Annotated in this window: 11 protein-coding genes and 2 tRNA genes; all 13 read left to right on the top strand. The window is 55.5% G+C overall.

The features are described 5' to 3' along the window. Positions 1-13: 13 nt before the first annotated feature. Positions 14-928 carry a dihydropteroate synthase gene (gene folP / locus ACT3T6_RS05245; RefSeq protein WP_226912055.1) on the top strand — a complete coding sequence of 305 codons (915 nt, stop codon included), beginning with the start codon at positions 14-16 and terminating at the stop codon, positions 926-928. Next, positions 925-2,274: a phosphoglucosamine mutase gene (gene glmM / locus ACT3T6_RS05250; RefSeq protein ID WP_172117598.1), complete on the top strand. Its 1,350-nt coding sequence runs from the start codon at positions 925-927 to the stop codon at positions 2,272-2,274. Before folP ends, glmM begins: the two co-directional genes overlap by 4 nt. A 78-nt stretch (positions 2,275-2,352) precedes the next feature. Next, entirely contained in the window at positions 2,353-3,102 is a 750-nt protein-coding gene (tpiA, locus tag ACT3T6_RS05255) for a triose-phosphate isomerase (RefSeq protein ID WP_193053249.1), read from the top strand. A gap of 4 nt (positions 3,103-3,106) precedes the next feature. Then, positions 3,107-3,466 (top strand): preprotein translocase subunit SecG, encoded by a 360-nt coding sequence (gene secG / locus ACT3T6_RS05260; protein WP_172117596.1) that lies wholly within the window; start codon positions 3,107-3,109, stop codon positions 3,464-3,466. A 34-nt stretch (positions 3,467-3,500) separates the two neighbouring features. Beyond that, positions 3,501-3,587, top strand: a tRNA-Leu gene (locus ACT3T6_RS05265). 152 nt (positions 3,588-3,739) lie between these two features. Beyond that, positions 3,740-3,816, top strand: a tRNA-Met gene (locus ACT3T6_RS05270). Positions 3,817-4,123: 307 nt separating this feature from the next. Further along, positions 4,124-4,585 carry a ribosome maturation factor RimP gene (rimP, locus tag ACT3T6_RS05275; protein WP_172117595.1) on the top strand — a complete coding sequence of 154 codons (462 nt, stop codon included), beginning with the start codon at positions 4,124-4,126 and terminating at the stop codon, positions 4,583-4,585. Positions 4,586-4,657: 72 nt separating this feature from the next. Next, positions 4,658-6,172, top strand: a complete 1,515-nt coding sequence (gene nusA, locus ACT3T6_RS05280; protein ID WP_172117594.1) for a transcription termination factor NusA — start codon at positions 4,658-4,660, stop codon at positions 6,170-6,172. Between the two features lie 27 nt (positions 6,173-6,199). Continuing rightward, positions 6,200-8,731 (top strand): translation initiation factor IF-2, encoded by a 2,532-nt coding sequence (infB, locus tag ACT3T6_RS05285; RefSeq protein WP_172117593.1) that lies wholly within the window; start codon positions 6,200-6,202, stop codon positions 8,729-8,731. 18 nt (positions 8,732-8,749) lie between these two features. After that, positions 8,750-9,160, top strand: a complete 411-nt coding sequence (gene rbfA, locus ACT3T6_RS05290) for a 30S ribosome-binding factor RbfA (protein ID WP_193053250.1) — start codon at positions 8,750-8,752, stop codon at positions 9,158-9,160. After that, complete coding sequence (gene truB, locus ACT3T6_RS05295) at positions 9,160-10,080, top strand: tRNA pseudouridine(55) synthase TruB (protein WP_193053251.1); 921 nt, start codon at positions 9,160-9,162, stop codon at positions 10,078-10,080. Before rbfA ends, truB begins: the two co-directional genes overlap by 1 nt. A gap of 144 nt (positions 10,081-10,224) precedes the next feature. Next, a complete protein-coding gene (rpsO, locus tag ACT3T6_RS05300) occupies positions 10,225-10,494 on the top strand; it encodes a 30S ribosomal protein S15 (protein ID WP_018917553.1) in 270 nt (89 codons plus the stop codon). A gap of 185 nt (positions 10,495-10,679) precedes the next feature. Beyond that, positions 10,680-12,842, top strand: coding sequence for a polyribonucleotide nucleotidyltransferase (gene pnp / locus ACT3T6_RS05305; RefSeq protein ID WP_172117589.1), 2,163 nt, complete (start codon positions 10,680-10,682; stop codon positions 12,840-12,842). The last annotated feature ends 46 nt before the right edge of the window (positions 12,843-12,888 follow it).

A 12,888-nucleotide genomic window follows, 5' to 3' on the forward strand; every position in this document is an offset into this window, starting at 1 on the left:
AATAGGCAGCCGCATGAAATCAATAATTGACCCCTCTTTATCACCCGCAATGAATGAGAATGTGCACATGCGTTGCGGGCGCCATGTACTGGATCTCTCTTTTCCTCGCGTTATGGGGATTTTAAATGTTACGCCCGACTCTTTTTCTGATGGTGGTCGGCACGTAGCGCTGGATGACGCGCTGCGTCATGCCGAGCGTATGCTTGCCGAAGGTGCCGCGATTATTGATGTGGGCGGTGAGTCGACGCGCCCCGGGGCTGAGCCGCTAAGTGCTCAAGAGGAGCTTGATCGGGTCGGGCCGGTTGTTGAAGCGCTGGTTCGTGAGCTGGATGCGTTGGTATCAGTCGATACCAGCTGCTCGCTGGTGATGCGCGAATCAAGCGCGCTGGGCGCTGGAATGATTAACGACGTGCGTGCGCTTGAGCGTGAAGATGCCTTAATGGCGGCCATTGGCAGCGGGCTTCCTGTCTGTTTAATGCACCGCCAGGGTGAGCCGCAGGATATGCAGCAGTCACCTTCTTATGACCAGCCGGTGGAAGCGGCTGTCGCTGATTATCTAGCGCAGCGTGTCGCGGAGTGCGAGGCTGCTGGCCTGCGTCGCAGCCGTTTGCTGCTCGACCCGGGCTTTGGGTTTGGTAAAACGGTTGAACACAATTTGCGCCTGCTAAAATATATGGATGCCCTGCAGGCGCTTGGTTTGCCGCTGTTGGTGGGAATGTCGCGTAAAAGCATGATTGGCAAAGTGCTGGGGCGTCCGGTTGAAGAGCGTTTGGCGGGTGGTCTTGCGCTGTCTGCCATGGCCGTTGAGCGTGGCGCTAAAATTCTACGTGTGCACGATGTGGGGCCGACGGTCGATGCCGTTAATATGGCCTGGGCGGTACTCCAGGAGGGGTGCGACATGCCGCTAAACGAGGAAAAATATTCATGACACGACGCTATTTTGGTACCGACGGGATTCGGGGCACGGTCGGACAGGCACCAATCACTGCCGATTTTATGCTCAAGCTTGGTTGGGCAGCGGGCCAGGTATTGCGCCGCGAAAAGGGGCGGACGCGGGTGTTGATTGGTAAAGACACGCGTATTTCAGGTTACATGTTTGAGTCGGCGTTAGAAGCCGGGCTTTCAGCAGCAGGCGTTGATGTGTCGCTTTTGGGGCCCATGCCGACACCAGGTATTGCGTATCTCACCCGCACGTTTCGTGCCGATGCAGGGATCGTGATTTCAGCATCACATAATCCGTTTGATGATAACGGCATCAAGTTTTTCTCGGCAGAGGGTAAAAAGCTCCCCGATGAGACAGAAGACCGTATCGAAGCCATGCTGGAGGCGCCGTTAACGACCGCTGAAGCGGCCCAGCTAGGCAAGGCAACTCGGATCGGTGATGCCGCTGGTCGCTATATTGAATTTTGCAAATCGACACTGCCAGACCGCTTAAGCCTGCATGGGCTAAACGTTGTGCTGGATTGCTCCCACGGTGCGACCTATCACATTGCGCCAAACGTGTTTCGCGAGCTAGGCGCAGAGGTCAGCGTTATCGGCGCGTCACCTGATGGCTTGAATATTAACCATCAAGTAGGCTCTACACATCCTGCGGCGCTACGTGCTGCGGTCATCCACCGGGGGGCCGATTTAGGCATCGCATTTGATGGTGATGGGGACCGAGTGTTGATGGTGGATAGTGATGGCCGCGAAATTGATGGCGATGATATTCTCTATTTGATTGCTCGTGACCGTCATGAGCGAGGCCTGTTAGCAGGCGGCGTGGTCGGCACCTTAATGAGTAACTTTGGCCTTGCTGTCGCGCTTGAAAAGCTGGGTATCCCCTTTAAACGGGCCAAGGTGGGCGATCGCTTTGTCATGGAGATGATGGCGGCTAACGAGTGGGAGCTGGGTGGCGAAGCGTCGGGGCATATTGTATGCGGTCATGTGCAAACCACTGGAGACGGCATTGTCGCTGCTCTACAGGTGTTGGCATTGATGATCCGTGAGCAAGCATCGCTGCCGGAATTGCTGAAAGGGTTTGAGAAAGTCCCGCAGGCCTTGGTGAATGTGCGCTTGCCCGCTGGGACCTTGGCGCATGATGTCATGGCATTAAGCGCCCTGCAGGACGCTGTTGCTGACGTTGAAAAACAGCTGGGTGATCAAGGGCGGGTGCTGTTGCGGCCCTCCGGCACCGAGCCATTGATTCGCGTGATGGTAGAAGGCTGCGGTCACTTGAATGTTGATCAGTTGACTCAGGGGCTGGCTGATCGTGTTCAAGCCTTGCTCAAATAAGGCAGCTGTGCTTGTCAGCGGTTGTCTTGTCAAGGCCGCTCCTATACCATTTCGCTCCACCTTGAGTGAGGAGAGTTCATGCGTACGCCATTAATTGCCGGTAATTGGAAAATGAACGGGTCCGCTGCACTGATAAATGATTTTGGCAGCGCGTTTGCTGATGTCTCGTTACCTGCAGCCTTGGACGTTGTGCTTATTCCCCCCTTTCCTTATCTGGACGCGGCGCGTCAGGCGTTTCGCAATACACCGCTAGCGTTAGGCGCCCAGACGCTCAATCCTATCGAGTCTGGTGCACACACGGGTGAAGTGAGCGGATGTATGCTCAAAGAGTTCGAAGTGGCGTATGTGCTGGTGGGTCACTCCGAGCGTCGCGAGCTGTACTGTGAAAGCGATGAGCAGGTGTTTGATCGCTTATTGGCGGCGCTGGATAATGGCCTGACACCCATTCTGTGTGTGGGTGAGTCACTTGCCGAACGCGATGCCGAGAAGACCATGGATGTGGTATTGCGCCAGGTAGGCTATGCGATGACGCGTTTAGCGCCCGAGCAGCGCCAAGCGGTCGTGATTGCCTATGAACCCGTATGGGCGATTGGTACCGGGCGGACAGCAACGCCCGAGCAGGCGCAGGACGTAATGGCCGGAATCCGCGCCTACCTCGCAGAGTTTAGTGCAGCGCTCGCTGAGCAGATGCGGTTGCTCTACGGCGGCAGTATGAACGCAAAAAATGCGGCTGAGCTACTTGCCCAGCCGGATATCGACGGCGGTTTAGTGGGCGGTGCTTCGCTCAAAACCGATGATTTTTACGCCATTTGTCAGTCAGCAGGATAACGCCATGCAAGTTGCAATTCTTATGGTCCACGTGGTGATTGCGGTCGCCCTGGTTGTATTGATCCTGCTTCAGCAGGGTAAAGGTGCCGAAGCGGGTGCCGCGTTTGGAGGCGGTGCCTCGCAAACGGTATTTGGCTCGCGCGGTAGCGGTAGCTTTTTGTCGCGTACCACCGCGGTTCTGGCAGCAGGTTTTTTCGTAACCTCTATGGCGCTGGCGTACTTTGCAACGCAAGCAGGCCAGGCGCCGGAAGCGGGTATTCCTGATTCACGCCTGATCGAGCAACAGCAAAGCGTTCCAACGCTTGACGATAGCCCTGCAAGTGTGGATAATACCGCGCCAGTGCTAGAGGAAAGCAGCGAGTAAATGCTTGATGTCGCTTTCTTTAGCCTCCCCTGATGCCGAAGTGGTGGAATTGGTAGACACGCTATCTTGAGGGGGTAGTGACCGTATGGTCGTGCGGGTTCAAGTCCCGCCTTCGGCACCATCTGTTTTGCTGGCTCGCCAGCTTCCCAGACTCTTTATCAAACAACGTTCGTCAAAAAACGTTTTGATAAAGAAACCCAGGTTTAGCGCCTGAGACGAAAAGAGTTCTTGACGTAAGTGGTTCAAGTGTCTATTATCGTCGACCTAGATTGATGCGGGGTGGAGCAGTCTGGTAGCTCGTCGGGCTCATAACCCGAAGGTCATCGGTTCAAATCCGGTCCCCGCTACCATTTCCTGGTAGCACGTTAGATAGGCGACTAGCCTGACAGATCATGGTAATGAGATGTCGATAAGGGTTAATTGCCAAGTAGGTAAATCCTGCGCTGTGTTTCCTGGTTGGTATTACAGGTTTCTTATGAAAAGCCCCTTCCTGTGAAGGGGCTTTTTGTTAGCAAGCTTTTTGTTAACAAGCGTGTCTCAAGAGCGGATATCGTCCGAGTTGCCGGAGACACATTCCGGGTAACGCCAATCAGCCTCCTGGCTTCTCTAATAACTCCTGGCCAGGTGCCTGATGCAACGGCTATAGGAGCTTTGTCTGTGGCCACTAAACACGCAGCGCTACATGCGCTAATTGAACCTGTCGTCGCCGCCATGGGCTTTGAGCTATGGGGCATCGATCATGTTTCCCAAGGCAAGCATTCGCGGTTGGTGGTTTACATCGAAAGCGAAAGCGGTGTCAGTGTGGAAAATTGCGCTGATATTAGTCGCCAAGTCAGTGCTGTGATGGACGTGGAAGATCCCATTCCCGGTGAGTACCGGCTGGAAGTCTCTTCGCCCGGTATGGCACGCCCTTTATATACCCTGGATCAATTTACCCGCTATCAAGGCCACCATGTCGCACTTAAGCTGCGCGTGGCGTTTGATGGACGGCGCAAATACCAGGGGCTCTTGGCAGGTGTCGAGGGTGATGAAGTACTGCTACAACTGGATGGCGAGGAGTTCTGCTTTCCGATTGAAAGCATTGATTCAGCGCACATCGTACCGCAGTTCGACGATTAACCGGGTGGCGGCGCTGCCGGCAGGCTGCCGGGGTGATGCACAAAAGGACAGGTTTTCTGGCGAGGCAAACGCATGAGTAAAGAAATTTTAATGGTCGTTGACGCGATCTCCAACGAAAAAGGCGTCCCCCGGGATGTCATCTTCGAGGCGGTAGAAGCGGCTCTTGCGAGCGCGTCACGCAAGCGTTTTGAAAATGAAGAAGCCAATGTACGGGTGCGTATCGACCGCCGTACAGGGGAATACGACACCTTCCGCTACTGGACAGTGGTTGAAGATGACGAATTCGAAACGCCAGATTACGAAATCAAAGAGACCATCGCCGAGCAGCGCGACCCGCCTTTGAAGCTTGGCGACGTTGTTGAACAGCAGATCGAAAACGCGATGTTTGGACGTATTGCCGCCCAAACTGCCAAGCAGGTCATCGTACAAAAAGTGCGTGAAGCTGAGCGCGCTGAAGTGGTTCGCCAATATGCGGACCGTGAAGGCGAGCTGGTGGCCGGTATTGTCAAAAAGACCACTCGCGACGGCCTGATTATCGATTTGGGCGAGAATGCTGAAGCCTTCTTGCCGCGCAATGAGATGATCCACGGCGAGCGTTACCGCATGAACGAGCGGGTTCGCGCACTGCTGGTTAAAGTTGACCCGGATGCACGGGGTGCCCAGCTGCAGCTGTCGCGTACCAACCCGGCGTTGATTATCGAGCTGTTTAAAATTGAAGTACCTGAAATCGCTGAACAGCTGATTGAGATTAAAGGGGCTGCGCGCGACCCTGGCTCACGTGCCAAAATTGCCGTTAAGACCAATGATCGCCGCATCGACCCGGTAGGGGCGTGTGTGGGGATGCGTGGTTCACGCGTTCAGGCTGTTTCGTCTGAGCTGCAAAATGAGCGTGTCGATATCGTGCTGTGGGACGACAATCCCGCCCAGCTGGTCATTAATGCCATGGCGCCCGCTGATGTTGGGTCTATCCTTGTCGACGAGGATGCCCACGCAATGGACGTGGCGGTTGCTCAGGATAACCTGGCACAGGCAATTGGGCGTAGTGGTCAAAACGTACGCTTGGCGTCAGAGCTTACCGGCTGGCGTATCAACGTGATGACCGAAGAAGAAGCTGACTCCAAGCGCGAGCAGGAGATTGATAGCCTGGTGGACACGTTCGTTCAGCACCTTGAAGTGGACGAAGACGTGGCCCGCCTGCTGGTAGAAGAAGGGTTTACTACCCTGGAAGAAGTTGCCTACGTGCCGCTTGAAGAAATGCTCGAGATCGAAGAGTTCGATGAAGATCTGGTTGAAGAGCTGCGTGCACGTGCGAAAGACGAGCTGCTGACGATGGCGATTGCCTCGGAAGAAGCGCTAGACGGTGCCCAGCCAGCAACTGATCTGCTGGAAATGGACGGCATGGAGCGCCATCTGGCCTTCATTCTGGCTAGCCGTGGCATTGTCACTATGGAAGATCTCGCCGAGCAGTCTGTCGACGATCTGGTCGATATCGAGGAGTTGGACGAAGCGCGCGCAGCGGCACTGATCATGACTGCCCGTGCGCCCTGGTTTGAAGACGATAACGCATCGGATTCGAACACACAGTAAACAGGTCACGGGCTGAGGAGGGTCACTATGTCAGATATGACAGTTAAAGATTTTGCAGTAAAGGTGGGCCGTGATGTGCCCCGCCTACTAGAACAGATGAAAGAAGCTGGCTTGAAGCACGCCTCTGAAGGCGATGCCGTGTCTGAAGAAGACAAGCAGAAACTGCTGACTTTTCTGAAGAAAAGCCATGGCGGCGACAGCGACACTGATACAAGCAAAAACCGTATCACGCTGACCCGTAAAACGCGCAGCCGTATTAAAACCGGCGAACGCGGTAAAACGATTGAAGTGCAAGTACGTAAGAAAAAAACGTACGTCAAAAGCGCCGAAGAGGATAAGCCGAAAGTCGCTGAGCCTAAGCATTCAGGTCCGCGTCAGTTGGTAGGCGATATGGCCGAAGCCGAAGCCGAGCGTAAAGCGCGCGAAGCACGTGAAGCTGCCGAGAAAGCAGCCGCCGCTAAAGCCAAGGCAGCGGAAGACGCCGCGCGTAAAGAAGCCGAAGCGAAAGCAGCGGCTGAGCCTAAACTTGAAGTGCCCGAACTTCAGATCGAAGCTGCGCCAGCGACAGAGGAAATGCCGCCAGCACCGCCGAAAGAAGGCCGTACCGACCGTCGTACTGCACCGCCCAAGAAAGCTGTCGCGAAGAAAAAAGGTCGTGATGACGAAGATGACCGTGGTGATCGCGAAGAGCGTAAGCGCGGCGGCGGGGCGAAGAAAGTAAAACGTGCCGAGCGTCGTGGCGGCCGCCGTGGCCCAAGTCAGAGCGGCAATGGCAAGCACGGCTTCCAAAAGCCGACTCAGCCGATTGTACGTGAAGTATCGATCCCTGAGTCAATCAGCGTGGCTGAGCTTGCCGACAAAATGTCGATCAAGGCCAACGAAGTCATCAAGGCCATGTTTAACATGGGCGCGGCCGTGACCATCAACCAAACGATTGACCAGGATACAGCGGCCATCGTAGTGGAAGAGATGGGCCACAAGGTCAAGCTGGTGAAAGATGATGCGCTGGAAACGGAAATGCTTGAAGGCATCTCCTATGAAGGCGAAGAGATCACCCGCTCTCCCGTCGTGACCGTTATGGGTCACGTTGACCACGGTAAGACCTCACTGCTGGACTACATTCGCCGTGCCAAAGTGGCCACCGGTGAAGCGGGTGGTATCACCCAGCATATCGGTGCCTACCACGTTGAAGACAGCCATGGTGGCGTGACCTTCCTGGATACCCCTGGCCACGCGGCGTTTACCGCCATGCGTGCTCGTGGTGCCAAGGCAACCGACGTGGTTATCCTGGTGGTCGCTGCTGACGACGGCGTGATGCCCCAGACCATTGAGGCGATCGAGCACTCCAAAGCGGCTGAAGTACCCATGGTCGTTGCGGTGAACAAGGTCGATAAGATTGGTGTTGATTTTGACCGCATTCGTAACGAACTCTCGCAGCACGGCGTGATTTCCGAAGAGTGGGGCGGTGATACGCAGTTTGTACACGTTTCCGCCAAGACCGGTGACGGTATTGAAGAGCTGCTGGAGGCGATTCAGCTGGTTTCTGAAGTGCTTGAGCTGAAAGCAGTGCCGTCGGCACCTGCTAAAGGCGTTGTCGTTGAGTCGCGCCTTGACCGAGGTCGTGGCCCCGTTGCCACCGTACTGGTTCAAAACGGTACGCTGCAGAAAGGCGACATCGTTCTGGCTGGCCTGCACTACGGCCGTGTACGTGCGCTGACCAACGAACTTGGCCTGCAGGTTGAGAGCGTCGGCCCGGCCATGCCCGTTGAGATTCAGGGCCTGGACGGTACGCCGGATGCGGGTGATGACTTCATGGTCGTGGCCGATGAGAAGAAAGCCCGTGAAGTGGCTAACTTCCGTCAAGGCAAGTACCGCGAAGTACGTCTGGCGCGTCAGCAGAAAGCCAAGCTTGAGAACATGTTTAGCCAGATGGGTCAGGATGAAGTGGCCAAGGTTAATATCGTTCTTAAAGCCGACGTACAAGGCTCTCTGGAGGCGATTAAAGGTGCCCTGGAAGAACTCTCCACTGATGAAGTACAAGTGGCTGTGGTCTCTTCAGGTGTTGGTGGTATCACCGGTACTGACGCCAACCTGGCGCTGGCCTCTGAGGCAATCGTGGTCGGCTTCAACGTCCGTGCCGACGCCGCTGCCCGCGAGATTATCGAGCGTGAAGGCCTGGATCTGCGTTACTACAGCGTCATCTACCACTTGATCGATGAGGTCAAGCAGGCGATGAGCGGTATGCTCGCCCCCGACTGGAAAGAAGAGATCGTCGGTGTTGCCGAAGTGCGCGATGTGTTCCGTGCGCCGAAGATCGGTGCAGTGGCGGGTTGTATGGTCGTCGAAGGTTCCGTGTCTCGCAGCAAACGCATCCGCGTACTGCGTGACAACGTGGTCATCTACGAAGGCGAGCTCGAATCGCTGCGCCGCTTCAAGGACGACGTACAAGAAGTGCGTAACGGTATGGAGTGTGGCATCGGCGTGAAGAACTACAACGATGTCCAGGTCGGCGACAAGATCGAAGTCTTCGATCAAGTCAGAGTCGAGCGCAGCCTGTAAGGCCGCGAGGAGACAACCATGCGCGAATTTAAGCGTACCGACCGAGTAGCCGACCAGCTCCAAAAGGAGCTGGCGGTACTTATTCAACGCGAAGTGAAAGACCCGCGTTTGGGCATGATCACGGTGAGCGGCGTAACCGTTAGCCGTGATCTTGGCTACGCCGATATCCATGTCACCCTGTTGGGTGAGCAGGAGCCTGAGCGTATCAAGGAGAACCTGCAGGTGCTTAAGCGTGCCGCCGGTTTTCTAAGAAGCCAGATTGCCAAACGCATTCAGCTGCGCCATGTCCCTGAACTGCGTTTTCATTACGATGAGAGCGTGGTGCGTGGGCAGCACCTCTCTTCCCTGATTGAAGAGGCCGTGTCGACTGACCGGGCTCGTCAAGCAGGTGAAGAAGGTGATTCTGATCAAGGTGAGGAGACGCGCTAATGGCCCGTCGCCGTCGCGGTTTACCGGTCAATGGGGTGTTACTGCTGGATAAGCCCAAGGGCATTTCCAGCAACCATGCCTTGCAGCGTGTGCGTCGTTTGTTCGAGGCCCAAAAAGCCGGACATACCGGCACGCTGGACCCTATGGCAACCGGCTTATTGCCGATTTGCCTGGGCGAGGCCACCAAGTTCTCCGCGCACCTGCTGGAAGCCGACAAGATGTATCGCACCCGCGTTGAGCTGGGTGTGATCACCGACACCGGTGATGCAGAAGGCACGGTGATTGAACGCCGCGATGTGCCGTCGTTAACAGCGGATGACATTGAAGCTGCTATTGCGCGCTTTCGTGGTGAGATCGATCAGGTGCCGCCGATGTATTCAGCGCTCAAGCATCAGGGCAAAAAGCTCTATGAGCTGGCCCGCGAGGGTAAGCAGGTAGAGCGTGCAGCGCGGCGGGTAAGCGTGTATGATGCGCGCCAGCTTGCGTTTGACGGCGAAGCCTTCGAGCTTGAAGTCACCTGCAGTAAGGGGACTTACATCCGTACGCTGGCCGAAGATATCGGTTTGGCGCTTGGGTGTGGTGCCCACATCAGTCAGCTCCGCAGGCTCAAGACCGGGCCTTTTACGGGCGATGCGATGTGGACGCTGGAAGCGCTTGAAGCATTGGCGGATCAGGCCTCGCGTGAGGCTGAATTAATGCCCGCTGATGTGCTGGTGGATCACCTGCCGACGCTTGAGGTGGACGAAACGGCTTACGGGCGTCTAGCCCACGGTCAATCGGCCAACTTGAGTATTGGTGCGCTGGCCCCCGATGCATTGGCAAGACTTTATTATGCCGAGACGTTTATCGGCCTCGGTGTTGTAAAAGGTGCTCAGGAAGTAGCGCCCAAGCGGCTGTTAAGTACCGTCGCTATCTCGTAAGAGTCTGGGTAAAACGTTGCAAGGATGTGACGGTTTGCGCGAAAATAGTACTGGAAACAGTACGTCGAAAAGAGTCGCCTGAGACTGCAAATATGCGTGGTCTCACCCATTAAATTTTAGGCATATTGCTTACTGGAGAGACAGATGGCATTAACCGCTGAAACGAAAGCCGAAATCGTCAACGAATACGGCCGCGGCGATAACGATACCGGTTCCCCTGAAGTGCAGGTTGCACTGCTGAGCGCCAACATCAATGGCCTGCAGGACCACTTCAAAACCAACAAGCAGGATCACCACTCGCGTCGTGGTCTGATCCGCATGGTAAACCAGCGTCGTAAACTGCTGGACTACCTGAAGCGTAAAGATTTCGAACGCTATCAGTCTCTGATCCAGCGTTTAGGTCTGCGCCGCTAAGTTATTGTTGGCGAAGATTGAGAAACGGGCAGCTCCTTGTGAGCTGCCCGTTTTTTTATGCCTGTCAGTCACTGAGCAAGGTCTTTGCGCCCGGTGATTTTGGGTTTCTGGTAGCCCTATGGCGCTACAGCGCCTAGAATGGTGACGAGTCAAAACGACCCAAACGAATAGACAAGTAGATATTAATGTTAAAGGAAGTCGCCGTGAATCCGGTAAAAAAAACGTTTCAGTACGGTCGTAGCACCGTCACGCTAGAAACCGGGCGTATCGCTCGTCAAGCCACTGGTGCCGTTATGGTCACCATGGAAGATACTGTTGTGCTGTGTACCGTGGTGGCGCGCAAAGAAGCCAACCCCAGCCAACCCTTTTTCCCGCTCTCGGTTCATTACCAGGAAAAAACCTACGCGGTAGGTAAAATTCCCGGCGGCTTCTTTAAGCGCGAAGGACGCCCGACCGAGAAAGAAACCCTGACCTCGCGTCTGATCGATCGTCCGATCCGCCCGCTTTTCCCTAAAGGCTTTATGAACGAAGTGCAGGTTATCTGTACCGTTCTGTCCACTGATCGTAACCACGATCCGGATATTGCCGCGATGCTGGGCACCTCCGCTGCACTGAGCATTTCTGGCGTGCCGTTCAACGGCCCGATCGGTGCTGCGCGCGTTGGCTTCAACGAAGAGCAGGGTTATTTCCTTAACCCGACCGTTGAAGAGCTTGCGACTTCCGAGCTGGACATGGTCGTTGCCGGTACTGAAAACGCTGTGCTGATGGTCGAGTCCGAAGCCAAAGAACTTCTGGAAGACGAGATGCTGGGCGCCGTACTGTTTGGTCACCAGGAAATGCAGGTCGCGGTTAGCGCGATTAACGAGCTGGTTGCCGAGGCCGGCAAACCGCGTTGGGACTGGCAGCCAGCCCCTGAGAACGTAGCGCTGAAAACCGCCATTGCGGATGCGTTTGAAGCGCAGGTGGGCGATGCCTATCGCATCACCGATAAGATGCAGCGCCAGGATGCCCTGGCAGCCCTGAAAGATCAGGCGGTTGAACAGCTGGCAGCCATTGACGGTGAACCGGTGAACGACAAGTTCAGCAAAGACGAAGTAAAAGGTGCCTTTGCTGGCCTTGAGAAACGCGTTGTACGTTCACGCGTTGTAAAAGGTGAGCCGCGCATTGATGGCCGTGACAACTTCACCGTGCGCCCGCTGGCGATCGAAGTGGGCGCGCTGCCCAAGACTCACGGTTCGGCGGTGTTCACTCGTGGTGAGACCCAAGCGATTGCAGTGGCAACGCTGGGCACCCTGCGTGACTCTCAGTTGATCGAGTCGCTGGAAGGCGAGCGTAAAGACCGCTTTATGCTGCACTACAACTTCCCTCCCTACTCGGTCGGTGAAGCGGGCTTTATGGGTGGCCCGAAACGTCGTGAAATCGGCCATGGCCGTCTGGCACGCCGTGGTGTTCAGGCCATGCTGCCGTCTGAAGAAGCCTTCCCCTACACTATTCGTGTGGTATCGGAAATTACTGAATCCAACGGCTCAAGCTCGATGGCGTCTGTATGTGGCTCCTCACTTGCGCTGATGGATGCGGGTGTTCCGTTGAAAGCACCGGTGGCGGGTATCGCCATGGGCCTGGTGAAAGACGAAGATGGCTACGCGGTACTGACCGATATCCTGGGTGATGAAGATCACCTTGGCGATATGGACTTTAAAGTGGCCGGTTCAGAAGAGGGTGTTACTGCCCTGCAGATGGACATCAAGATTGAAGGCATCAACGAAGAGATCATGGAGACTGCGCTTCAGCAAGCCCACAAAGCGCGTCTGGGTATTCTTGAGCAGATGAATGTAGTCATCAGCCAGAGCCGTACCGACGTCTCCGATAATGCGCCTTCCATGGCCACCATCAAGATCGACCCGGACAAGATCCGTGACGTTATTGGTAAAGGCGGCGCCACCATTCGCAAAATTTGCGAAGATACTGGCGCGTCTATCGACCTTGATGACGACGGTACCGTGCGTATCTACGCTGAAGACAAGGCTGCGGCGAAAAAAGCCATCGATACCGTATTGGCGATTACGGCAGAAGCGGAAATTGGCAAACTGTATAACGGCAAGGTCGTACGTATTGCTGACTTCGGTGCCTTTGTGAACATCATGCCGGGTACGGATGGTCTTGTGCATATTTCGCAAATCGTGGCTGAGCGCGTTAACAACGTGCGCGATTTCCTGAACGAAGGCGACGACGTGATTGTGAAGGTGCTCGACATCGATAACCGCAACCGCGTGAAGCTCTCGATGAAAGAGATCACCGAAGAAGAGAAAGCAGCGTTTGCCGCTGAAAGTGAGAACACCGCGGACTAAGTCGCCGTAAGGTTGTCTCTTCCGCCCCCGTAGCCCCTGGTTGCGG

The sequence above is a fragment of the Halomonas sp. 72 genome (genome assembly GCF_052379785.1).
In the GTDB taxonomy this organism is placed as follows: domain Bacteria; phylum Pseudomonadota; class Gammaproteobacteria; order Pseudomonadales; family Halomonadaceae; genus Vreelandella; species Vreelandella citrativorans.

Excerpts from the sequence above, each read along its gene's own strand:
- folP (WP_226912055.1), top strand. The coding sequence starts at position 14 with ATGAAATCAATAATTGACCCCTCTTTATCACCCGCAATGAATGAGAAT.
- glmM (WP_172117598.1), top strand. The coding sequence starts at position 925 with ATGACACGACGCTATTTTGGTACCGACGGGATTCGGGGCACGGTCGGA.
- tpiA (WP_193053249.1), top strand. The coding sequence starts at position 2,353 with ATGCGTACGCCATTAATTGCCGGTAATTGGAAAATGAACGGGTCCGCT.
- secG (WP_172117596.1), top strand. The coding sequence starts at position 3,107 with ATGCAAGTTGCAATTCTTATGGTCCACGTGGTGATTGCGGTCGCCCTG.
- nusA (WP_172117594.1), top strand. The coding sequence starts at position 4,658 with ATGAGTAAAGAAATTTTAATGGTCGTTGACGCGATCTCCAACGAAAAA.
- infB (WP_172117593.1), top strand. The coding sequence starts at position 6,200 with ATGTCAGATATGACAGTTAAAGATTTTGCAGTAAAGGTGGGCCGTGAT.
- rbfA (WP_193053250.1), top strand. The coding sequence starts at position 8,750 with ATGCGCGAATTTAAGCGTACCGACCGAGTAGCCGACCAGCTCCAAAAG.
- truB (WP_193053251.1), top strand. The coding sequence starts at position 9,160 with ATGGCCCGTCGCCGTCGCGGTTTACCGGTCAATGGGGTGTTACTGCTG.
- rpsO (WP_018917553.1), top strand. The coding sequence starts at position 10,225 with ATGGCATTAACCGCTGAAACGAAAGCCGAAATCGTCAACGAATACGGC.
- pnp (WP_172117589.1), top strand. The coding sequence starts at position 10,680 with ATGTTAAAGGAAGTCGCCGTGAATCCGGTAAAAAAAACGTTTCAGTAC.